We start from the raw sequence: 22,599 nt of genomic DNA, 5'->3' as shown, positions 1-22,599 counted from the left end.
GCGTTATGTTACATTTCCTCTACAGGATTACCAATGAAAACGCACTTTTTTATGTAACTTTTCTACTTATGTAAGAGTATTACAGTTTCTCTATGAAACTTTGTTGATTCATATCAGGATCACGAATCTTAATAAGTATTGATGGAAAGATAGTCAATAAGTACCTGTTTGTCGTCGGGCACTGATGGATTTTTCAAGCCTACCAATCTTGCGCTTTCTGCTCTTTCTCAGGTCCGAAAACGACAGACAATGGATCTTGATGGATCAGTACGTCCGCATCAGGAAACAGAGCCAATAAATTATCTTCCACTTTATCAGCAATGTAATGCGCCTCAATTAATCGTAAGTTATCGTCTAGCTCTAAATGCAACTGTATAAAGCGCGTCGGTCCTGACATTCGCGTGCGTAACTGATGCACGCCCAATACCCCTTTTACGCTCAAACAAGCTTGGTTAATTTGCTCAAGCTCTTCATCGGGCAACTTTCTATCAAGTAAGGTTTGAATCGCTTCGCTGACCATTTTGAAAGCGCTATAAAGAATGAAGACACCAATACCAATCGCAAACACAGCATCCGCTTGAGTCACTCCAAAATAACTGAGCCCCAGAGCCACCATGATCGCAGCATTCATATACAAGTCAGTCTGATAATGCAGAGAATCCGCCGCTATTGCTTGGCTCCCCGTCACGCGAACCACATGTTTTTGGAACATCACCAAGCCAAGTGTGACCACAATCGCAAACAGCGATACATACACACCTAACTCCGGTGCGTGTAAAGCATGTGGGCGGAAAAATCGGTCAATCCCGTTAAGAATCAAAAATACTGCCGAGCCCGAAATAAACATTGCTTGGGCTAGGGCCGCTAAGGACTCAGCTTTACCATGTCCAAACGTATGTTCGCGGTCTGCCGGTTGTAAGGCGTAACGAACCACCACAAGATTCACAACCGAAGCCGCGATATCTAACATGGAGTCAATCAATGACGCCAATAAGCTCACTGAGCCGGTTACCCACCACGTGATGACTTTTACTATCAGAAGAAGCGTCGCCACAATGGTTGCAGTCCAAGCGGCGGTCGTAACTAAACGTGCGTATTGCTGTTTCATAATCAAAGAGTTAACTAAAACCATACGTTGAGTATATTGAATGACCATGAAATAACCAGATCAAAAAGAGGCAACCAATGGCTGCCTCTTTATATAACATCAATTCATGACTTAATTATTGCGCGACTTTTCCATGCGCTTGTGCATTCTGTCGCCACACTCTTGCATACGTTCATTTTGTAGCTCAACAAATTTCGCTTTCTGCTCAGGTGTTAATACGCTAAGCATTTGGTGCTTTCTTTCTAGCATTTGCACGCGACGTTCCGTTTGGCGCTCAACCATCTCTTTTGCTAATTCGCTAGCTTGAGCTTCATCAAAGTTATCCGCCAGCAAAAGCGATTGTACTTTTGCGTGATGCGCTTGACGCTCAGCCATACGTGCTTCTTTGCCATCAGCGAATTTTGCTTTCATTTCTGCTTTGTTTGCTTCACGCATTTCTTTTAGCTGATCTTTTTGTGCATCAGTCAGGTCTAGTTGGCGCATGACACCTCGGTCCATACCCATGCCGCATTCGTCACGAGGACCTTTATGATGGTTTTTACCACCGTAAGCGAATGCGCTTGCGGCGCCAAGAGTAAGAGGTAGAACAACAGCAGCTAACACAAGTTTTTTTGCAGACTTCATAATACGATTCCTTACACAGGTGAGTGGTTCTTCTGAGCTGTTCTCACAGCGCTTGAGTATAGAATACGACCCGCTAGGTAAAGCGACGTATAGGGAGCGTAAAGAATCGTAAAGAGTGATTTTTCTCCTCTTCGTTGCGCATCATTCCAATGTAATATTAGGCTATCGGTAACTTACTATAGGTGCCCCCATGGCAAACATTCTTTTAATCGATGACGATATCGAGCTAACTAGCTTATTAAAAGAAGTACTCAGTTTCGAAGGGTTTGACGTCAGCGAAGCAAATGACGGTGAAGCCGGCTTAGCCGCGATCAATGATAAGATTGATTTGATTTTGTTGGATGTCATGATGCCAAAACTCAATGGCATGGAAACGCTGAAACGCTTACGTGAAAATTGGGAAACTCCCGTCTTGATGCTGACCGCTAAAGGGGAAGAAATTGATCGCGTGATCGGCTTGGAACTGGGCGCGGATGATTATTTACCAAAACCTTTTAGTGACCGAGAGCTGTTAGCGCGAATCCGCGCGATTTTACGCCGCACTAGCAGCACACAAAAAAATACCAAAAACAGCGATTGCATTGAGTATCAAGAAATCCGCCTCTATCCCGGTAAGCAAGAAGCGTATTGTGAGCAACAGTTACTCGATCTCACAGCAACCGAGTTTGCGCTACTCACCCACTTCGTACAAAACCCAGGACAAGTGCTGACCAAAGAGACACTGAGCTTAGATGTGCTTGGTAAACGACTCGCTGCTTTTGATCGCGCTATCGATATGCATGTCTCGAACTTACGTAAAAAATTACCAGATCAAAGCAATGGCAAGCCGCGAATTAAAACCCTGCGTGGTCGTGGCTACATGCTGCTTGAGGAGGATTAATGCGCCTATCACGCATCAAACTGCCAAACATCAATAGCCTGTATGGACGCATCTTTGCCATTTTTTGGTTCACCATGTTATTAGTATTGATAGCCGTGCTATCACTGCCACATTTGGACCCACGCAAAGCTCGCGATATTCCAGAAGAACACTACAAACGTATGGTAGAAACGCGTGACTCAATCCAACAAAAATACAGCCAGCAAACAGATTTAGGCCGCATACTTTTTCGTATCGAGGGCAACCGTCACGGCAAGCACGACCCTCGCCCACGAGTCTTTTTTTCTGACTACAGCGGTAATGTTCTTACGACAGAAAAACGCAGCAATTTTCAATTGCGTGCCATGCAAAACTTTGTCACCAGTATCGAAGATTACAATAATCCAAAGCAGAAGCTGTATGGTCGATACATGATTGCGGGCCCAATTCCTATCACTTTGGCAGGTTCCGATATCTTGATGTACGTGGGCTTCAAATGGAATGAGCCACCACCTCTACTCCTGCGTCTGTTTGATCACCCATTCCAGCTCTTGCTTGCGGTCATGCTGGTTAGTACACCATTGCTGTTATGGCTTGCTTGGGCTTTGAGTCAGCCTGCACGTCGTCTTGAAGCCGCTGCTCAACGTGTGGCGAAAGGTGAATTTGTCACAGACCCAAATTTAGAAAAAGGTACGGCGGAATTTCGTCAAGCAGGTAGCAGCTTCAACCAGATGGTCGAAGCGGTTAATCAAATGATTTCAGGACAACAACGTTTGCTATCCGATATCTCTCACGAGCTGCGCTCACCTTTAACTCGTCTACGCATGGCAAGCGCATTAGCGACGCGTAAACAAGGAGAAAGCCCAGAATTGACTCGTATCGATACCGAAGCGCAGCGCTTGGAACAGATGATCAGCGAACTATTAGAGCTTTCTCGCATGCAGGCGAACAGTCATATGACTCGCGAAACACAGCCATTAGAAAGTTTATGGGAAGAGATCATTAAAGATGCGCAGTTTGAAGCAGAGCAAATGGGCAAACAGCTACACTATTCAGAATTACCTAAGCGCAATATTTCCGGTAACCCTAAACTGCTGATGAGTGCGGTGGAAAATATCGTTCGTAACGCCATTTACTACGGAAAAGATGAGGTACAAATCGACATCAAAGCCGATGACGATACGCTTCGTATCACGGTTGACGATAATGGAGAAGGTGTACCAGAAGAGGAACTGGCCGCGATTTTTCGCCCGTTCTATCGCGTTTCCACGGCACGCGATCGCCACTCTGGCGGCACAGGTCTCGGCCTAACCATTACCGAAAGTGCCATTCGCCAGCACAGTGGCACGATCGCAGCCAGCCGAAGTCCTTTAGGCGGATTGCGCATGAGTATCACCTTACCGATCAATTGTTAGTCTCAATTTGATGAACTAACAATAATTCGCACCATATTTCTAGAGTGAGTGATTAACAGCCCCACCCTCACTTTAGAAATTGGTGAGGCTTCGTAGAATACCCTTACAAAGATCAAAGTTGATAATAATTATCGTTAGCATTAAAGTGAATTTTCCAATTAAGGAGGATTTACTATGTCACATACATTTCCCGCTCTGCCTTATCCGTACGATTCACTAGAGCCGTACATCGACGCGAAAACCATGGAAGTGCATTACAGCAAACACCACAAGACGTACTTTGATAAGTTTGTAAATGCCGTTGAAGGGAGCGAGCTCGAAACTCAGTCATTAGACGAGATCTTTGACAATATCTCTAAGCTCAGTCCAGCAGTACGTAATAATGGGGGCGGCTATTACAACCACATCATTTATTGGAATTGCATGTCACCAAACGGTGGCGGAGAGCCTCAAGGCGCGCTTGCTCAAGCAATTAACGATAAATTTGGTAGCTTTGCGCAATTTAAAGAGGCGTTTGCCCAAGCTGCCATCAATACCTTTGGGTCTGGCTTTGCATGGCTGATCGTAAAAGATGGTGAGATTCACATTACGTCCACCAGTAATCAAGACAACCCTCTGATGGACGTAGTGGATGTGCGCGGTGAACCAATCCTCGCATTAGACGTGTGGGAGCACGCGTATTACATCAGCTACCAAAACCGTCGCCCAGAATATATTGATGCGTGGTGGAACGTCGTCAACTGGCGAGCAGTTGAAGAAAACTATGCTCACGCTCTCTTATAAAGAGCATCACTACTTACGGTATTAACATCCGCGCTAATGCCTGCTTTCATACCCAGGTCAATCTTGCTGAATCTCGCATATCTCGGTGACTTGGGTATATACTGCCCCTCTCTTTGACCAACTCTATTTCAATACCATGTTTGATATCGCTTTATACGAACCAGAAATCGCGCCGAACACCGGCAACATCATTCGACTATGCGCCAACTGCGGTGCAAACCTTCACTTAATTGAACCTCTGGGTTTCGATCTTGAAGAGAAAAAAGTCCGCCGTGCTGGTTTGGATTACCATGATTTAGCTCGCGTAACACGCCATAAAAACTATCAAGCGTTCTTAGAGTATTTAGAGAAAGAGAAGCAAGGTAACTATCGATTGTTTGCCTGCACCACCAAAACCACAGGTCACCACGTTGATGCACAATACCAAGCGGGTGATGTTTTGATGTTTGGTCCAGAAACTCGTGGCTTGCCTGCTGAAATCATCGATAGCTTGCCAATGGAGCAGCGTATTCGCATTCCAATGATGCCAGATGCGCGCAGCCTAAACCTTTCGAATGCCGTTGCGATCATTGCTTTTGAAGCATGGCGTCAAATGGGCTTTGAAGGCGCATTGTAAGCAGCACGAATTCCAAATACAGAAAAGGGCGCTTGGTGCGCCCTTTTGTTTTCTTTACTGTCTAACTCAATCAGTTGAGCTTGTTGCGATCATCATCGTCTTTACGCTCGTATTCCCCTTCGAAGGTCTTGCCATTATCTGACTGGGAATCAAATGGGTCACGACGGAACGGGTCTTGCTCAAATGGCCCCTGGTTAGAGAAACCACCTTGGAAGCCACCACCATGCATGGTTTTCACCACCATTTTGCTCATCAAGTATTTAGCTATCGCGGCGCGTGGCGCAGGAAGCAACACCAACATACCAAGGGCATCGGTCATAAAGCCCGGGGTTAACAGTAGCACGCCAGCCACCGCTAGCATTACGCCTTCAAAAATTTGCTGGGCTGGAATTTCACCTTGTTCAAGACGCCCCTGTACTGACATCAGTGTTTGTATACCTTGGCTACGAACCAACGACGCACCAACAAATGCAGTGATTAAGACTAGTGCAATGGTCGGCCATAAACCTAAAAAGCCGCCCACCTGAATAAATAAGCCGATTTCAATGATCGGAACAAAAATAAACGCTAATAATAAGATAGGAAACACACGCCCTCCTTTGTTTAATTCAGTGTAATGGTAAAAGCAGACTAAGCTCAAACGAATCGTTGTAAAAAAGCGTGTTCATACTGGTCTCCTTCTTTTTTAGACAAAGTAGCGGGAGCGCGTTTCATTCAATTGCATACCGATTTTTTCGTGCTTTTAAAGTGCTAATTTCGAACTCTAAAAACTCATGTTTGTCGAGGAAAATCGAGTACCCATAAAGGGTTATTAATAACCCGTTCATACTTTGCAAATTATTGACTCATGAAAAACGAAAAAGGTGATCTAGCTACTATTTTTATGCGCTAGGTGCAGTATCATGTGCCACATAAGTCAGGACGGATTTTCCAGCCAAAAATTCTGATGAATGGATTCTAGATTGCAGAAATGGCTAATAAATAACTTTATTATCAGAATTATCATCTAAGGATCCTGCTATGGCTACCCTATCTGATGCTCCAAAAACAGCAAACCCAGCCACTCGTATTGAAGAAGATCTATTAGGTCAACGTCATGTCCCTGCAGATGCGTACTACGGTATTCATACGCTACGTGCGATCGAGAACTTCAACATCTCCAATATGACCATCTCTGACGTACCAGAATTTGTACGCGGCATGGTAATGACCAAAAAAGCAGCAGCGTTAGCAAACAAAGAACTTGGCGCTATTCCAAAAGACGTTGCAAACTACATCATCGAAGCGTGTGATTTGATCCTAGAAACTGGCAAGTGTATGGATCAGTTCCCATCAGACGTATTCCAAGGCGGTGCAGGCACTTCAGTTAACATGAACACGAACGAAGTGATCGCAAACGTTGCGCTTGAGTTGATGGGTAAAGAGAAAGGCCAATACGAATTTGTTAACCCAAATGACCATGTAAACAAGAGCCAATCAACCAACTGTGCGTACCCAACAGGTTTCCGTATTGCGGTATACAACAGCGTACATAAGCTAATGGAAGCAATTGAGTACCTAAAAGGCGCATTCGAACTTAAAGCCGTTGAGTTTAAAGATGTACTGAAAATGGGCCGTACTCAGCTTCAAGACGCAGTACCAATGACAGTAGGTCAAGAGTTCCATGCGTGGGCGGTAACACTAAACGAAGAGATTCGTGCTCTAGATTACACATCTAAACTCCTCCTAGAAATCAACCTAGGCGCAACCGCAATCGGTACTGGTCTAAATACACCAACTGGCTACCAAGCACTTGCAGTAAAACACCTAGCGGAAGTAACAGGCCTTGACGTTGTTGCAGCAGAAGACCTTATCGAAGCAACGTCTGACTGTGGTGCATACGTAATGACTCACGGCGCGCTAAAACGCCTAGCAGTGAAACTATCGAAGATCTGTAACGACCTTCGTCTACTTTCTTCTGGTCCTCGTGCGGGTCTAAATGAATTGAACCTACCTGAAATGCAAGCAGGCTCTTCAATCATGCCAGCTAAAGTAAACCCAGTTATCCCAGAAGTAGTAAACCAAGTTTGCTTCAAAGTTCTCGGTAACGACAACACGGTTTCTTTCGCAGCAGAAGGCGGTCAGCTACAGCTAAATGTAATGGAACCAGTTATCGCACAAAGTGTGTTTGAGTCTATCTCTCTACTACACAACGCGTGTGTGAACCTACGTGATAAATGTATCGACGGCATCACTGTGAACAAAGAAGTTTGCGAAAACTACGTTTACAACTCTATCGGTATCGTCACTTACCTAAACCCATACATCGGCCACCACGAAGGTGACATCGTAGGTAAGATTTGTGCGGAAACTGGTAAAAGTGTTCGTGAAGTCGTGCTAGAGCGCGGTCTGCTTACAGCAGAGGAGCTTGATGAAATCTTGTCAGTAGAAAACTTCATGCATCCTACTTACAAAGCAAAACGTTACGAGTAATAACGAATCCGAAGGGGGCCACTCAGGCCCCTTTTTTAGGCTCTCATACGGTTAACCACATTTTTTATATGCTTTTATTGCCGCTAAACCACTAGGTTCTCATTCTCTGAGCATTTACTCCTGTTCCTGAGTGTTCAAAAAATCAGAATCAAATAAAAAACTAAAGAGGTATCAATATGGTCATGGTCGAACTCTTCGTGGTTCTGCTCTTCATCTATTTGGGGGCAAGAATCGGTGGTATCGGCATTGGTTTTGCCGGTGGTGCAGGGGTCATTGCGTTGTCTTTGATCTTGGGCGTACCAACAAGCCAAGCTTACATTCCCGTTGACGTAATTTTGATCATCATGTCTGTAATCACCGCTATCGCAGCAATGCAAGTAGCTGGTGGTTTAGACTGGATGGTGCAAGTTGCTGAAAACTTTTTGCGCAAGCATCCTGAGCGCATCACCTTTTATGCGCCTATCGTAACTTACCTAATGACATTAATGGCGGGTACTGGCCACACGGCATTCTCTACTTTGCCAGTGATTGCAGAAGTAGCGAAAGGCCAAGGCGTGCGCCCTTCTCGTCCACTGTCTATCGCGGTCGTAGCATCGCAAATCGCTATCACCGCATCACCAATCTCAGCGGCTGTTGTAGCGTTCGCGGCAATGCTGCACCCATTTGGCGTTGACTACCTAACACTACTAGCAATCTGTATCCCAACGACGTTCATCGCGTGCATGATCGGTGCGTTCGTGGCGAACTTCATGGGCTGTGAGCTAAAAGACGATGCTGAATACCAAGAGCGTCTAGAAAAAGGCTTAATCAAGCTAAATACAGAAGCAAAACGCGAAATCCTACCAACAGCGAAGAAAGCGACATTCATCTTCCTAGGCGCAATCGCATTTGTCGTGTGTTACGCAGCAGCAATTTCTGGCTCTGTTGGCCTTATCGAGAACCCTGCTCTAGGCCGTAACGAAGCTATCATGACGGTAATGCTAGCAGCTGCGGCAGCTATCGTAATGAGCTGTAAAATCGATGCTGGCAAAATCCCAGCAGCAGCAACATTCCGCTCTGGTATGACAGCGTGTGTGTGTGTTCTTGGTGTGGCATGGCTAGGTTCTACGTTCGTTAACGCGCACGTTGACGGCATCAAAGAAGTTGCGGGTGCGCTACTAGCAGACTACCCATGGATGCTAGCACTTGTTCTATTCTTCGCTTCAATGCTGCTTTACTCTCAAGGTGCAACCACGGTTGCGCTAATGCCAGCAGCACTTGCTATCGGTGTGGCACCACTTACCGCAGTTGCATCTTTCGCAGCAGTAAGTGCGCTATTCGTACTGCCAACTTACCCAACGCTACTTGCCGCGGTTGAGATGGACGACACGGGTTCAACTCGTATCGGTAAGTACGTATTCAACCACCCATTCTTTGTACCTGGTGTGGTAACCATCGCTTCTGCGGTAGCACTTGGCTTCGCATTCGGTGGTCTACTGATCTAGTAGAAACAGAGTCTTACTCGGGGAGCTTCGGCTCCCTTTTTTATTGCCTGTTGTCTTGATTTATGCTCAATAAATCTTCATTTTCATGAAACTTATTGACTCGCCTCCGGGTCTGATTGAGTTACACTAACGGCAATTATCTAAGATGAATTGACTCTTTTATGCGCGCATTACTTTCCGTTTTACTCTTAGGGCTCATTACCTTTTCCACTCCGTCTTTAGCTTTATTTGGCAAAGACCAGTTTAACAGTAGCCAGAACAACAGTTTTGGTAGCAGCAGCGACAGCTTTGTTCCAGTTGATCAGGCGTTTCCATTTAACTTCTACCAGCAAGATGACAAATTGATGCTCGATTGGCAGGTACGTGACGGGTACTACCTATATCAAGAGCGCTTGTCTGTAGCTGGTGAGAAAGTATCGCTAGGCGAACTGCAAATGGAAGACGGCACACCGCATAAAGATGAATTCTTTGGTGACGTGCATATCTATACTCAACCTCTCTTCGTTAATGTACCAATGCATGATTGGCAAGACGGTGCGCGCGTGGTGGTGCAATACCAAGGTTGTGCGAAAGCAGGCTTCTGTTACCCGCCAGAAACTCGCGTGATTCCTATCAACGCGTTTACTTCGTCGAACTCAGATTCAACAACGGCGACAACTGCATCAAAAGCAGAACAGGCACCAACAGCAACGCCACCAGCGGCGCAATCATCTACGTCTGGTGACACACCATCAGCGCCAGTAACACAGCAAGATAGCCTTGCAGCCAACCTTGCTGATAACTGGTGGACACCACTTCTGTTCTTGGCGCTTGGTGTGGGCTTGGCGTTTACACCTTGTGTGCTGCCGATGTACCCAATTCTGACCAGCATAGTGCTTGGCAGTGGCAAACTAAGCCAACGCCGCGCGCTAGGCTTGTCATTCGTCTACGTGCAAGGCATGGCGCTGACTTACACCCTACTCGGCCTTGTGGTGGCATCTGCAGGTATGCAGTTCCAAGCGGCAATGCAACACCCTTATGTGCTGATTGGTTTGAGCGTACTGTTCATCGCACTCGCTTTGTCTATGTTTGGTCTGTACTCATTGCAGCTACCAAGCAGCGTTCAAACGTGGTTAAACAACCTCAGCAACAAACAGCAAGGCGGCAGCAGTGCTGGCGTGTTTGCAATGGGGGCAATATCTGGCTTGGTGTGCTCACCATGTACCACGGCACCTCTATCTGGTGCGCTACTTTACGTGGCACAAAGCGGCGATTTGCTTACCGGTGGTATCGCGTTATACGCGCTGGCGATGGGCATGGGTATTCCGCTGATTCTTGTTGCGGTCTTCGGCAACAAACTGCTACCAAAAGCAGGTGGTTGGATGGACCGAGTGAAAACACTCTTCGGCTTTATTCTGCTTGCCGCACCTATCTTCTTACTAGAACGTATCATGCCAGAAATGTGGTCAACGATTCTGTGGTCAGCACTGGGTATTGCTGCTTTTGGTTGGCTATACCACATCAAAAACAGTCTAGAGTTTGGTGGCTGGAAACAAAGTGCCGTGGGCATAATCGCCGTCTTAGGTTTGCTAGCCTCAGCACAACCTATCTTAAATTACTGGTTTGGCAACAGCACAACACAAACTCAGCAAGCCACTGTTAGCTTTACTCGCATTGCTAACGTGGCGGAGCTTGAAGAACAACTGGCACTTGCGAAAGCGGCAGGTAAACCCGTCATGCTCGATTTCTACGCCGATTGGTGTGTAGCATGTAAAGAGTTTGAAAAGTACACCTTCCATGACCCAAGCGTCGAAGCCAAACTGCAAGACTTCGTTCTTCTGCAAGCGGACGTGACCAAAAGCCAAGTGCAAGACATCGAACTACTGAAGCACATGAGTGTGCTTGGTTTACCAACAATTGAGTTTTGGGATGCCAGTGGTGAACACGTTTCAAACGCTCGTTTGACGGGCTTTATGCAAGCCGAGCCTTTCTTAGAGCATATCAAGCAGTTCTGATAACCAGATATTCAAACGCCAGTGATGTCCACTGGCGTTTTTTATTGCTCAGATTTGAATAAGAACATTGCGTTTATATGCAATTTTCCTAATAAAAGTCGATTTGGTTCAGACTTTTAGCGAATAAATATTGTCCACTCTCTCAAAGCTGGACAATAATAAATTTAACGAAATAGTCAAAAGTGTTTAACGTCATGGATTCGACCTACACCATCATTATTGCAGATGATCACCCACTCTTCCGGAATGCCTTGTTTCAATCTATCCACATGGCTATTAGTGGTGCAAATTTGCTGGAAGCGGACTCACTCGACGCACTTCTGGCTTTGTTAGAACGAGAGGAAGAGCCAGATTTAGTGCTATTGGACCTCAAAATGCCAGGAGCAAATGGTATGTCTGGCTTGATTCATTTGCGAGCAGAGCATCCAGATTTACCTATCGTCGTCGTTTCAGCGAGTGAAGAGCCGGCGATCGTGACGCAGGTGAAAAGCCATGGTGCATTTGGTTTTATTCCCAAGTCCAGCGACATGCGCGAATTAGTGAACGCGCTCAATCAAGTGCTGAATGGCGACCCATACTTCCCTGAAGGGTTGATCACCAATAACGCGGCATGTAATGACTTAGCGGAAAAGATTGCTGCGCTAACACCGCAGCAATATAAAGTGTTGGGAATGTTGTCCGATGGCTTGCTGAACAAGCAAATCGCTTACGAATTGAATGTTTCAGAAGCCACCATAAAAGCGCACATGACAGCGATTTTCCGTAAGCTCGGTGTAAAGAACCGCACGCAAGCCGTGATTATGCTGACGGAAATGAGCGACTAGATTGACGTCTTATCGTCAGACTTACTTTTTTCGTTTGGCAATCGGATACCGACTTTAGTGACCTGCTGATCAACAACATCAGCGACGATCCAATGCAAACCTTGCCACTCGAAATGGTCTCCCAATACTGGCGTGCTACCTAATTGCTCTTCGACAAGGTTTCTCAAACTTTTATCCAGCGGTTCATCCCCCAGATTCAAACCATACATCACGGCAATATCGGCAAGCTTCACTTCAATATCGAGGAAGAAGTCACCGAAGAATCGCGCTAGCGACGCTTTCTCTGGGGCTTCACTAAACAGTAAGCTCAGTGCATCTAAATCCTTTTCTTGTGCTAATACACACAAGGTATCATCTTCCTCAAGACGCGTACTGCCGGATGGGTGCAATAGCTCTTTACTGCGAAATACAGCGGCGATACGCGTTCCTTCCGGCATCGAAAGACTACGTAATGGCTCACCAATGCACCATTTATCTGCTTTAAGTCTATAGATAAACAGCTCCCACTCACTGGTCGGGTAAATCTCTACACCCGTACGCGAAATTGGCTCAGGCTTAGAAGGTAGCTCGACCTTTGCAAGAGACATCGCCTTAGTCAACGTGCCCCCTTGTACTATCAAAGACACCATTACTACAAAGAATGCCAAATTGAAGTACAGTTGAGCATCTGGCAACCCTGCCATCATCGGAAATACCGCGAGGATGATAGGTACAGCACCACGCAGTCCTACCCAAGAGACAAACCACTTTTCACGTGGCGTGAAACTCTTGAATGGCAGTAAACCAATCCAAACAGAGATTGGTCGGGCAAACAAAATCATCCCGAAAGCAAGCGCAAGACCTGGCAACGCAATAGAGAGTAAATTGGATGGCGTAACCAACAAACCAAGCACCAAGAACATACCAATTTGAGCTAGCCACGTCATACCATCTAAAACATGAAGAATAGAGTGGCGGCTGCGTGTTGGACGGTTACCTAATAAAAGACCAACAAGGTAAATCGACAAAATACCACTGCCACCCAAAGTGTTAGATAAAGCGAAAATAAGCAAGCCACCACTGACCGTTAAAATAGAATACAGCCCATCTGGTAATTGATTGCGATTGATAACTTTCCATAAGATCCAGCCACCAGCGAAGCCAAGTAACGCGCCAATACCAAACTGCTTAAGAAAACTGAACGCCAAAAAGCCCGCACTTAAATCTGCGCCAGGGTTCGCTAAAATAGCAATCAGAGTTACGGTCAGAAACACCGCCATTGGGTCATTGGTGCCGGATTCAATTTCCAGCGTTGAACCAACACGTTCGTTCAGGCTACGACCTTTGAGTAGAGAGAAGACCGCGGCAGCATCGGTGGAACCAACAATCGCACCAACCAATATGCCTTGCAATAAATCTAAGTCGAATAACCACGTTGCCATCAGCCCGGTCAAAATGGTGGTGATCGCAACGCCAAATGTCGCCAAAGAGACCGAGGGCCATAACGCAACCCTAAAGCTGGCGACCCGCGTTCTCATCCCACCATCAAGCAAAATGATGGCTAATGCGAGGTTACTAACCAAATAAGCGATGGAAAAGTTATCGAATAAAATGCCGCCTAAGCCGTCTTCCCCCGCCAGCATTCCAACGGCTAAAAATACCAAAAGAATTGGGATCCCCAACTTAGAAGACACTGGGCTTAAAAGAACGCTAAGTGCGATTAACAACGCACCTATTAGAAAAAAACTGTTAATGGTGTCTGCGTCCATTCTCACCCTCCCTTAATGAAAAACGATAATAATTGTGATGAGCAAGGCTACTTCGTTAATGAGGTAATGCCCTAATCTGCCTCCCCTTTACACCGTCTCAAAATGCGAGGTTGTACGAGAATGACTCAGTTATATTACTTTATTGTGCGTTAAAACGGTGATTTGATGCGAAAACTTTATGTAAATAAATTACTTGTGAGCTTTACTATCTACGCCTTCTCTCTTTAAGAGCCACAAGATCACCACCAATACTTACACAGCATCTCCAAGTTCAATGAAGAAAAGATTAATGGCCAGTCTTAATCATACTTGTTTATCCAATCAACCTTTAGACCTTTGGCTAACTTAACACTTCATTAACATAACATTTTGCCCCTTTGTTCGCTGCAAGAGCCCATAATATGGGGATTCTTCATTTTTAACACCCCGACTAAAGTTGAAAAGAGTTATTGCCAACACCTTGCTAATGTACATATTGAAACATTTCATTAACAACAATACCAATCGTAAGGAGACGGCAATGGCATTTGAAAGCGAAGAAAGAGCCAAAGCCTATTGGGACAAAAACGTGAAGCTCATGATCGGCCTAATGGTCATCTGGTTCGTCGTGTCTTTCGGCTGCGGCATTTTATTTGTCGACGTACTAAATCAATTTCAACTAGGCGGTTACAAACTCGGTTTCTGGTTTGCTCAACAAGGCTCCATCTATGCCTTCCTAGGAATTATTTTCTATTACGCATGGAAGATGCGCCAAATTGACCGTGAATTCGGCGTGGACGAATAAGGAGTCACTCAGATGGATTTGAAAACTATTACCTACCTGGTCGTTGGCGCCACGTTCATCCTGTACATCGGGATTGCTATTTGGGCTCGCGCCGGATCAACCAAAGAGTTTTATGTTGCTGGTGGCGGTGTAAACCCGATTGCAAACGGTATGGCAACCGCAGCCGATTGGATGTCCGCAGCGTCGTTTATCTCAATGGCAGGCTTAATTGCCTTCATGGGCTATGGCGGCTCAGTATTTCTAATGGGTTGGACTGGTGGCTACGTTCTGCTTGCGCTGTTGCTAGCGCCTTACCTACGCAAATTTGGTAAGTTTACGGTGCCAGAGTTTGTTGGTGAACGCTTTTACTCCAACACAGCACGTATCGTAGCGGTTGTTTGTCTTATCATCGCATCAGTGACTTATGTTATCGGTCAGATGAAAGGCGTAGGTGTTGCGTTTGGTCGCTTCTTAGAAGTGGATTACTCCACCGGCCTATTAATTGGTATGTGTATCGTTTTCATGTACGCGGTTCTTGGCGGCATGAAAGGCATCACTTACACGCAGATTGCTCAATATTGCGTACTCATTCTTGCTTACACTATCCCTGCAATCTTTATCTCTCTGCAACTCACTGGTAACCCAATCCCACAAATTGGTCTGGGGAGTACCATGGCTGGTACCGATGTCTATCTACTCGATCGGCTTGACCAAGTGGTGACCGAACTCGGATTCAGTGAATACACGACCCAAGTACGTGGCGACACACTTAATATGTTTGTCTACACCATGTCACTGATGATTGGTACTGCCGGTCTACCACACGTAATTATCCGTTTCTTTACCGTGCCGAAGGTTCGCGACGCACGTACATCAGCAGGCTGGGCTCTGATCTTCATCGCAATCCTTTACACTACTGCACCAGCGGTATCAGCGATGGCTCGCCTCAACCTAATGAATACGGTAAATCCAGCTCCGGGTCAGCACCTAGCGTATGACGAGCGTCCTGCGTGGTTCAAAAACTGGGAAACAACTGGACTACTCGGTTTTGACGATAAAAATGGCGATGGCAATATCCAATACACTTCAGATGCGTCCACCAACGAACTGCGCGTTGATAACGACATCATGGTATTGGCTAACCCAGAGATCGCTAAACTACCAAACTGGGTGATTGCACTTGTGGCAGCAGGTGGTCTTGCAGCTGCACTATCTACCGCAGCAGGTTTACTACTCGCCATTTCTTCAGCTATTTCCCATGACTTAATCAAAGGGGTTATCAATCCGAACATATCCGAGAAAAAAGAGCTACTTGCTAGTCGAATATCAATGGCAGTAGCGATAGCAGCCGCAGGCTATCTCGGTTTAAATCCGCCTGGATTTGCCGCAGGTACGGTAGCACTCGCCTTTGGTCTTGCCGCTTCATCCATCTTCCCTGCATTGATGATGGGCATCTTCAGCAAGAGCATCAACAAAGAAGGCGCAATCGCCGGTATGATTGCGGGTATCAGTATTACGCTGTTCTACGTATTCCAACACAAAGGCATCCTTTTCGTTGCTGATTGGAAATATCTAGAAAGCTGGGGAACAAACTGGTTCCTGGGTATTGAGCCAAACGCGTTTGGTGCTATTGGCGCACTATTTAACTTCATCGTCGCATTCGCTGTATCCAAAGTAACAGCAGAAACGCCACAAGAAGTAAAAGACCTAGTCGAACACGTTCGCGTGCCAGTAGGTGCTGGTAGTGCAGTGGATCACTAAAAACTAATCAAAACCACAAAAGCCCCGTTTGGAACCAGCCGTCCGGGGCTTTTTTATTCTCACTTTTCAGTTACCATATTCGCAGTATGTCGTTGCAAGGAAGCCAAGATGTTCAAAAACAAGCACTTTATTCTCGCTCTACTGATTGCGCCAGTTCTCTCTTTGATCGCTTACTTCGGTACCGATATGGCCCTCAGCGAGAAACCCCACGCGGCGCAAGAAGGGGAAACTTACAAACTCGCGAGTAAGTCTAATTGTCGTTACACCAGTGGTCTGTGTGATATGGAAAATGGCGATTTTAAAGTGAAATTTCGCTCTGAAAAACTCACTAAAAATAACTTAGAATTGTCACTCAACGCCGCTTACCCACTTGAAGGGGTTAAAGTTTCTATTGTGAGTGACAAAGAGAAAAACGCTCAACCGATTGATATGAAGCCCGCCGATCAAGCAGGCCAAAGCTGGTACATCACCTTACCAAAGCCTGCATCTGCAGAAAGCTGGTTAAGAGTCGTCATTCAATCAGGCGGCACACTATATTATGGTGAAACACAAACCGCATTTGTGAAGTACGAAACCTTATTTACTGAATAACGGCGACAAGCTAATTCACCGGTATTCAAACGACAGTGACTTAGTTTCACTCAGCATAAATGAATTCCTACTCAGCCGACGCCTTTGCGTCGGCTTTTGTTTCCGTAATTCTTTCTTCAACAACCTCTTACTCTAAAAAGGGTTGCCAACTCACAAGTTAATTGATAATAATTATCATTACATTTAATGAGAGGTGGTTATGGACAACAAACGGGACATCTTTAACGCATTTTTTAAAGCCCAAGATAGATTCCTTCTCGCCGCACCACATGGCTTTGAGCCAGACGTGATTCATGACTATATTCATTGGGGAATGGTGTTGTCTTCCTGTTATGAACACGATGCCGATGAAGAAAATCTATTGTTGTGTGAGCTGTTTTTACGTCAGGTTTATTTCCATTTACTAGACGCAATTCAAGACTCAACTCGCAGTCGTATCTTCCGTCGTGTCTGTCTCGATTCTATCCATACGCCATTATTTTGCCTCAAACGCTATTACTACCAGTTTGAACAAGGCGACGTGAAATTTCTCGCACTACAACAACAATTACGCCTGATTCAAATCTCACTCGATTAACCAAAAAGGATCCCTACCATGAGCACCGAATTCCGCATAGAAACTGACAGTATGGGCGAAGTAACGGTCCCTGCAGATGCTCTCTACCAAGCCCAGACTCAACGCGCCGTCGATAACTTCTCATTCAGTCAACATAAAATGCCATCTGGTTTTATCAAAGCGTTAGCACACATCAAGCAGACTGCGGCACTCACCAACGCACAGCTAGGGCTGCTTGAGGGAGATATTGCCAACGCGATTGCTGACGCAGCTCAAGCAATTATCGAAGGCAATCATATTGAGCAATTCCCAATTGACGTGTTCCAAACGGGATCTGGCACTAGCTCAAATATGAATGCGAATGAAGTAATTGCAACACTGGCCTCCCAGCATCTAGGCGGCACTGTCAGCCCTAATGATCACGTCAACATGGGGCAAAGCAGCAACGATGTGGTACCAACGGCCATTCAAGTTAGCGCAGCATTAGCCATCGAAAAACAGCTCTTCCCGGCCCTGTCACACCTCAGCCAAACACTAGAGTCTAAACAGCAAGCATTGAAAGATGTTGTAAAAACCGGTCGCACCCACTTAATGGACGCGATGCCAATTACCTTTGCTCAAGAACTTGGCGGTTGGCAGTTCCAAATCGAGCATGCAAAACAAGCGATTGAACAAGCTCTTCCTGCTGTAAAAGCCTTAGCCCAAGGTGGTACGGCGGTTGGAACGGGGATCAATGCCGATCCACGCTTTGCAGACTTATTCGCTAGCAACCTAACCCAGTCAACTCGTATTCAGTTCACGGCCAGTGATAACTTCTTTTTCAATTTAAGCAGTCAAGATGCGATCGTCGCTCTGTCGGGACAGCTCAAAACAGCAGCAGTTGCGATCATGAAAATCGCAAACGATCTTCGTTGGATGAATTCAGGCCCATTGGCTGGTTTAGGTGAGATTGAATTACAAGGCTTGCAACCGGGTTCTTCCATCATGCCTGGCAAAGTAAATCCTGTGATCCCAGAAGCCGCAGCTATGGCATCAGCGCAAGTCATTGGTAATGACACTACCATTACCGTCGCAGGCCAAGCGGGCAACTTCCAGCTTAACGTCATGCTGCCAGTTATTGCTCATAACGTATTGGAGAGCATCGAGTTACTCTCTAACAGCGCAACCGCTTTAGCTAACAAAGCCATTGCGACGTTTGAAGTTCGCCAAGATAACTTGGATGTAGCACTCGCCAAAAACCCAATTTTGGTCACGGCTCTCAACCCGGTCATTGGTTACCTAAAAGCGGCAGAAGTCGCGAAAAAAGCCTACAAACAGGGACGCGCGATTATTGATGTCGCGGAAGAAGAAACTGATTTGGATAGAGCCACACTAGAGCGATTACTTAATCCAGCCAAACTGACTCAAGGCGGCGTCGCAGAATAAGCGGCAAACTCAGCCTATCAACTAAGATTACAAACATCGAGACCTCCATTCGGAGGTCTCTTTTATAGCGATTTTTCAAACACTCCAATCCTAAGCGACTCGATTGAGCACCGAACGCAGCTTAAGCGGCTTAACTGGCTTAGCAATAAAGCTGAACCCATTTGCTTTGATGCCATCAAGCATATCATCGGTACGATCTGCACTGATGATGACGCCTTCAAAGCTGTGGCCTAATCTCAGGCGGCATTGCTGTAGCACTTCTAAACCAGTACGACCATCATCAAGTCGGTAATCGGAGAAAATTACATCCGGAATCCAACCATCCTCAAGCGCTTGTAGACTTTCAACTAAATCAATCGCAACTCGTGTATCGCAGCCCCATCGGGAAAGTAAGTTTTCCATGCCGACTAGAATGTCAGGCTCATTATCGACACAAAGGATTCTCAGATGACCAAGTTCAGATTGCTTATTCATCGCCACGTGAACTGGATGAGGCTGAACATGATCAGCTTTATCTAGGGTGATGGAAAAAACACTGCCTTTTCCAACCCAAGAGCGCATCGAAATTTCATGCCCAAGTACCTGAGCAATTCCTTTCGAAATCGCCAAACCAAGTCCGAGACCTTGGTCGGAACGAACTTGAGTTCCGCGATTAAACTCTTCAAAAATCTCTTGCTGCTTCTCTTCTTCAATCCCCACTCCATTATCCCATACATCAATACGCACTCGCCCTTTCACGCGGCGAACACCAAGTGCGACTTTGCCATTCGGGTTATAACGAAACGCATTGGTCAGGAAGTTTTGCACCACACGGCGCAGCAGTTTGGGATCCGACTTAACCATGAGTGAGGACGGAATCATGGTGAACTCTATACCTTGCTGTTTGGCTAACGCACTAAACTCAGCATTCAAATTCGATAACACATCATTTAACGCAAAGCCATGCACGTTGACTTCCAACTTGCCCGATTCCAAACGCGAGATATCCAGCAAATCTCCAATTAAGTCTTCGGCAGCCTCTAAAGCACTTTCAATGTGTGCTGACAGCTTTTTGGCTTCGCTGTCTTTGGCGACTTCCGATAGTGAAGATGCGAATAGACGCGCCGCGTTGAGCGGTTGCATCAAGTCATGGCTTACTGCCGCCAAGAACCGTGATTTGGACTTCGATTCCAAATCAGAGCGCTGCGTCGCTTCCACCAGCTGCTTGTTGAGTTGTTCTAATTCTCGAGTCCGCAGACGTACCCTTTCTTCCAATGTCTCGTTGGCGTCTTTCAGTGCTTGCTCTGCATCACGGAATACGGTGATGTCGGTAAAGCTCATCACAAAGCCACCACCTGGCATTGGGTTACCTTGCACCTCTATCACGCGACCATCGGGACGAACCCGAGAAGAGGTGTGCCGAGTCCCTTGCTCAAGGTGATAAACACGGCGACGAACGTGGTCATCAGGGTCACCAGGGCCACACAACCCCTGCTCTGCATTGTGCCGAATCACATCCGCAATCGGTCGACCTACTTGAATCAGGCCTGGCGGAAATTCAAAGAGTTCTAAATAGCGTTGGTTCCACGCTACCAAGCGTAGTTGCTTATCGACGACCGCAATACCTTGTCCAATATGCTCAATCGCGCCTTGGAGTAAACCCCGACTAAAATCGTACAGTTCAGAGGCTTCATCGACGATAGTCGCCACCTCTTCAAGCTGCATGTTTCTTCCTTGCAGAGCGGAAGTAAGTACTAACTTAGCAGAAGATGCTCCAAATACCCCTGCTAGCACACGCTCCGTATGCCGAATCAGAGAAGATGGCGCTTGTTGATTCGGCATCAACTCTTCTCGTTGCTGGCTCCAGTAGGCTTGAAACGCCGCTTTAACTCGCGTTCGTCCTACAAATCTAGACGCTAGCATTTCCAGTTCTGCAACCGTAACGCGGCTCTGGTACAGACTCATATTTTCGCTTTCAGGCAGCGGTGTACCAACGAATGATGCCGATTGTAAGCGCTCACTTAGGCTTGGTCGGGTAGCCATAGAAACCACAACAAAACACACTGCATTAGCGACCACACTGAGGATCATCCCCCAATCTGAAATCGCGATATCAAAACTAGCCAATACCTCTGGTGGCGTAATCAACCAGATCAGGAAGTTATTACTGGCGTCTCCGGCAAGCATGTCTGTTTGGCTCATTAACGTAATCAACCAGGTAGCAAAACCCACCGCGAGGCCAACATACACACCTTTCTTATTCCCTTGACGCCAATACATACCGCCAACCAGCGCAGGAGCGAATTGCGTGATAGCCGCGAACGAGAGAAAGCCGATAGCAGACAGTGAATGAATAGTGTCCAACGCTTGATAGAAACACCACGCGCCAATCAACAAAACTAATATCAAACCACGGCGGATCCGCAGTAATAATTCAGAAAAATGCTGATGGTTACGCTGCGTCAGTCGCATGCGACGCAATAGCAATGGCATAACCAAGTCATTCGAGACCATGATCGCTAAGGCAATCGTCGATACGATAACCATGCCACTTGCCGCTGAAGTACCGCCTAGAAACGCAAGTAAGGCGATTTCACTCGCCCCTACCGACATCGGCACACTGATGACATAAGTATCAGGCGAAGCGCCACTCAAGAGACCTTGCCCTACCCACGCAATAGGTAAAACAAAAATCCCCATTAAGATCAGATAAATGGGGAACAACCAACGAGCCACGTGCAAATCTTGAGCACGTTCATTTTCCACAACCATCGTATGGAATTGTCGCGGAAGGCAAACGATCGCCAGCATCGTGAGTACAGTATGAATCAATATAGTCGGGATATTTGGTGACTGATACGTCTGTGCGGCAACATCAATTAAGCTCAAATTCTCGGTGTTCATCGCCAACCAAACAATGAAAACACCAACCACTAAAAAAGCCAGCAGTTTGATAATGGATTCGAAGGCAATTGCCATCATCATCCCACGATGGTGTTCCGTGTTATCAATGTGGCGGGTACCGAATAGCATCGTAAAAATCGCCAATGCGACCACAACAAACCACGACACGCTATCGTTTTGATAACCAAAATCAGTAGCCAGCTCCGGAGCAATGATTTCAAGCCCCATAGTGATACCACGCAGCTGTAAAGCGATGTACGGCAAAATTCCCGCAACCGCTATGAGCGTAACAACCACGGCCAAACCTTGGGATTTACCGTAGCGTGCTCCGATAAAGTCAGCAATCGACGTGATGTGTTCCCGTTTAGCAATCAAAATAAGCCGAGCTAAAACGCGCCATCCGATGGTAAACACTAAAATGGGAGCAATATAGATAGGCAAGAAAGACCAAGGATTACTGCTGGCCTGCCCGACCGTGCCGTAGAAGGTCCACGATGTACAGTACACCGCAATGGAAAGGCTATAAATCCAAGGCCGCCAGCGCGCTAGCCACCTTTTCTGAATGTCGCCGTACCACGCGATGATAAATAAAGCTCCCAAATACGCTAAAGAAACGGGAACCACCAGCCATCCTTGCATCCGATATCCTTTCTTGCCTTTCTTGCTACTTTTAAAGCAAGAGAATAAAAAAAC

General features: G+C 46.3%; 18 protein-coding genes. 13 read left to right on the top strand and 5 right to left on the bottom strand.

Annotated features, from left to right (window positions below; genetic code table 11):
* Positions 1-199: 199 nt before the first annotated feature.
* Entirely contained in the window at positions 200-1,108 is a 909-nt protein-coding gene (gene fieF / locus R7F64_RS21635; protein ID WP_025768809.1) for a CDF family cation-efflux transporter FieF, read from the bottom strand.
* Between the two features lie 111 nt (positions 1,109-1,219).
* Positions 1,220-1,732, bottom strand: coding sequence for a CpxP family protein (locus R7F64_RS21630; protein WP_005386388.1), 513 nt, complete (start codon positions 1,730-1,732; stop codon positions 1,220-1,222).
* Positions 1,733-1,922: 190 nt separating this feature from the next.
* Between R7F64_RS21630 and R7F64_RS21625 the strand changes: the two genes are divergently transcribed.
* The 4 genes from R7F64_RS21625 (at position 1,923) to trmL (ending at position 5,405) form a co-directional block, all read left to right on the top strand.
* On the top strand, positions 1,923-2,612 hold the full coding sequence (locus tag R7F64_RS21625) for a response regulator (RefSeq protein ID WP_005382384.1): 690 nt from the start codon (positions 1,923-1,925) through the stop codon (positions 2,610-2,612).
* Positions 2,612-4,006: an envelope stress sensor histidine kinase CpxA gene (gene cpxA / locus R7F64_RS21620; protein ID WP_005382383.1), complete on the top strand. Its 1,395-nt coding sequence runs from the start codon at positions 2,612-2,614 to the stop codon at positions 4,004-4,006. Before R7F64_RS21625 ends, cpxA begins: the two co-directional genes overlap by 1 nt.
* A gap of 174 nt (positions 4,007-4,180) precedes the next feature.
* Entirely contained in the window at positions 4,181-4,789 is a 609-nt protein-coding gene (locus tag R7F64_RS21615; protein ID WP_005382382.1) for a superoxide dismutase, read from the top strand.
* Positions 4,790-4,925: 136 nt separating this feature from the next.
* Positions 4,926-5,405: a tRNA (uridine(34)/cytosine(34)/5-carboxymethylaminomethyluridine(34)-2'-O)-methyltransferase TrmL gene (trmL, locus tag R7F64_RS21610; protein WP_005382381.1), complete on the top strand. Its 480-nt coding sequence runs from the start codon at positions 4,926-4,928 to the stop codon at positions 5,403-5,405.
* 70 nt (positions 5,406-5,475) lie between these two features.
* Here trmL and R7F64_RS21605 read toward each other — a convergent pair whose 3' ends face one another.
* On the bottom strand, positions 5,476-5,994 hold the full coding sequence (locus R7F64_RS21605; protein WP_005386383.1) for an FxsA family protein: 519 nt from the start codon (positions 5,992-5,994) through the stop codon (positions 5,476-5,478).
* A gap of 431 nt (positions 5,995-6,425) precedes the next feature.
* On the opposite strand from R7F64_RS21605, the gene aspA reads away from it, so the two are divergent.
* From aspA to R7F64_RS21585, 4 genes are all read left to right on the top strand, one after another.
* The gene (gene aspA / locus R7F64_RS21600; RefSeq protein ID WP_005382379.1) at positions 6,426-7,877 is read left to right on the top strand and encodes an aspartate ammonia-lyase; all 1,452 of its coding nucleotides are present in this window, start codon (positions 6,426-6,428) and stop codon (positions 7,875-7,877) included.
* Between the two features lie 176 nt (positions 7,878-8,053).
* Positions 8,054-9,361, top strand: a complete 1,308-nt coding sequence (locus tag R7F64_RS21595) for an anaerobic C4-dicarboxylate transporter (RefSeq protein WP_005382378.1) — start codon at positions 8,054-8,056, stop codon at positions 9,359-9,361.
* 161 nt (positions 9,362-9,522) lie between these two features.
* Positions 9,523-11,355: a protein-disulfide reductase DsbD gene (locus tag R7F64_RS21590; RefSeq protein WP_318072072.1), complete on the top strand. Its 1,833-nt coding sequence runs from the start codon at positions 9,523-9,525 to the stop codon at positions 11,353-11,355.
* A 194-nt stretch (positions 11,356-11,549) separates the two neighbouring features.
* A complete protein-coding gene (locus R7F64_RS21585; RefSeq protein WP_005382375.1) occupies positions 11,550-12,179 on the top strand; it encodes a response regulator in 630 nt (209 codons plus the stop codon).
* Here the strand turns inward: R7F64_RS21585 and R7F64_RS21580 are convergent.
* The gene (locus R7F64_RS21580) at positions 12,176-13,927 is read right to left on the bottom strand and encodes a potassium/proton antiporter (RefSeq protein WP_005382374.1); all 1,752 of its coding nucleotides are present in this window, start codon (positions 13,925-13,927) and stop codon (positions 12,176-12,178) included. The genes R7F64_RS21585 and R7F64_RS21580 overlap by 4 nt on opposite strands.
* A gap of 520 nt (positions 13,928-14,447) precedes the next feature.
* Here R7F64_RS21580 and R7F64_RS21575 point away from each other — a divergent pair.
* The 5 genes from R7F64_RS21575 to R7F64_RS21555 all read left to right on the top strand — a co-directional run bounded on the left by R7F64_RS21575 (position 14,448) and on the right by R7F64_RS21555 (position 19,023).
* A complete protein-coding gene (locus tag R7F64_RS21575) occupies positions 14,448-14,711 on the top strand; it encodes a DUF4212 domain-containing protein (RefSeq protein ID WP_005382373.1) in 264 nt (87 codons plus the stop codon).
* A 12-nt stretch (positions 14,712-14,723) separates the two neighbouring features.
* Entirely contained in the window at positions 14,724-16,451 is a 1,728-nt protein-coding gene (locus tag R7F64_RS21570) for a sodium:solute symporter family protein (protein ID WP_005382372.1), read from the top strand.
* A gap of 108 nt (positions 16,452-16,559) precedes the next feature.
* Positions 16,560-17,042 carry a hypothetical protein gene (locus R7F64_RS21565; protein WP_005382371.1) on the top strand — a complete coding sequence of 161 codons (483 nt, stop codon included), beginning with the start codon at positions 16,560-16,562 and terminating at the stop codon, positions 17,040-17,042.
* Between the two features lie 199 nt (positions 17,043-17,241).
* A complete protein-coding gene (locus R7F64_RS21560; protein WP_005382370.1) occupies positions 17,242-17,619 on the top strand; it encodes a hypothetical protein in 378 nt (125 codons plus the stop codon).
* 18 nt (positions 17,620-17,637) lie between these two features.
* A complete protein-coding gene (locus R7F64_RS21555) occupies positions 17,638-19,023 on the top strand; it encodes a class II fumarate hydratase (protein WP_158156977.1) in 1,386 nt (461 codons plus the stop codon).
* Between the two features lie 90 nt (positions 19,024-19,113).
* Here R7F64_RS21555 and R7F64_RS21550 read toward each other — a convergent pair whose 3' ends face one another.
* On the bottom strand, positions 19,114-22,545 hold the full coding sequence (locus R7F64_RS21550; protein WP_318072071.1) for a PAS-domain containing protein: 3,432 nt from the start codon (positions 22,543-22,545) through the stop codon (positions 19,114-19,116).
* Positions 22,546-22,599 lie beyond the last annotated feature (54 nt).

The sequence above is a fragment of the Vibrio sp. Vb1980 genome, from assembly GCF_033338615.1.
GTDB lineage: Bacteria > Pseudomonadota > Gammaproteobacteria > Enterobacterales > Vibrionaceae > Vibrio > Vibrio alginolyticus.
Note: the sequence above shows the minus strand (reverse complement) of the source record. Positions and strands in the feature narration are given on the sequence as shown.

Bases quoted from the DNA above. Each gene is read 5' to 3' on its own strand.
- fieF (WP_025768809.1), bottom strand. From the start codon at position 1,108: ATGAAACAGCAATACGCACGTTTAGTTACGACCGCCGCTTGGACTGCA.
- R7F64_RS21630 (WP_005386388.1), bottom strand. From the start codon at position 1,732: ATGAAGTCTGCAAAAAAACTTGTGTTAGCTGCTGTTGTTCTACCTCTT.
- R7F64_RS21625 (WP_005382384.1), top strand. From the start codon at position 1,923: ATGGCAAACATTCTTTTAATCGATGACGATATCGAGCTAACTAGCTTA.
- cpxA (WP_005382383.1), top strand. From the start codon at position 2,612: ATGCGCCTATCACGCATCAAACTGCCAAACATCAATAGCCTGTATGGA.
- R7F64_RS21615 (WP_005382382.1), top strand. From the start codon at position 4,181: ATGTCACATACATTTCCCGCTCTGCCTTATCCGTACGATTCACTAGAG.
- trmL (WP_005382381.1), top strand. From the start codon at position 4,926: ATGTTTGATATCGCTTTATACGAACCAGAAATCGCGCCGAACACCGGC.
- aspA (WP_005382379.1), top strand. From the start codon at position 6,426: ATGGCTACCCTATCTGATGCTCCAAAAACAGCAAACCCAGCCACTCGT.
- R7F64_RS21595 (WP_005382378.1), top strand. From the start codon at position 8,054: ATGGTCATGGTCGAACTCTTCGTGGTTCTGCTCTTCATCTATTTGGGG.
- R7F64_RS21590 (WP_318072072.1), top strand. From the start codon at position 9,523: ATGCGCGCATTACTTTCCGTTTTACTCTTAGGGCTCATTACCTTTTCC.
- R7F64_RS21585 (WP_005382375.1), top strand. From the start codon at position 11,550: ATGGATTCGACCTACACCATCATTATTGCAGATGATCACCCACTCTTC.
- R7F64_RS21580 (WP_005382374.1), bottom strand. From the start codon at position 13,927: ATGGACGCAGACACCATTAACAGTTTTTTTCTAATAGGTGCGTTGTTA.
- R7F64_RS21575 (WP_005382373.1), top strand. From the start codon at position 14,448: ATGGCATTTGAAAGCGAAGAAAGAGCCAAAGCCTATTGGGACAAAAAC.
- R7F64_RS21570 (WP_005382372.1), top strand. From the start codon at position 14,724: ATGGATTTGAAAACTATTACCTACCTGGTCGTTGGCGCCACGTTCATC.
- R7F64_RS21565 (WP_005382371.1), top strand. From the start codon at position 16,560: ATGTTCAAAAACAAGCACTTTATTCTCGCTCTACTGATTGCGCCAGTT.
- R7F64_RS21560 (WP_005382370.1), top strand. From the start codon at position 17,242: ATGGACAACAAACGGGACATCTTTAACGCATTTTTTAAAGCCCAAGAT.
- R7F64_RS21555 (WP_158156977.1), top strand. From the start codon at position 17,638: ATGAGCACCGAATTCCGCATAGAAACTGACAGTATGGGCGAAGTAACG.
- R7F64_RS21550 (WP_318072071.1), bottom strand. From the start codon at position 22,545: ATGCAAGGATGGCTGGTGGTTCCCGTTTCTTTAGCGTATTTGGGAGCT.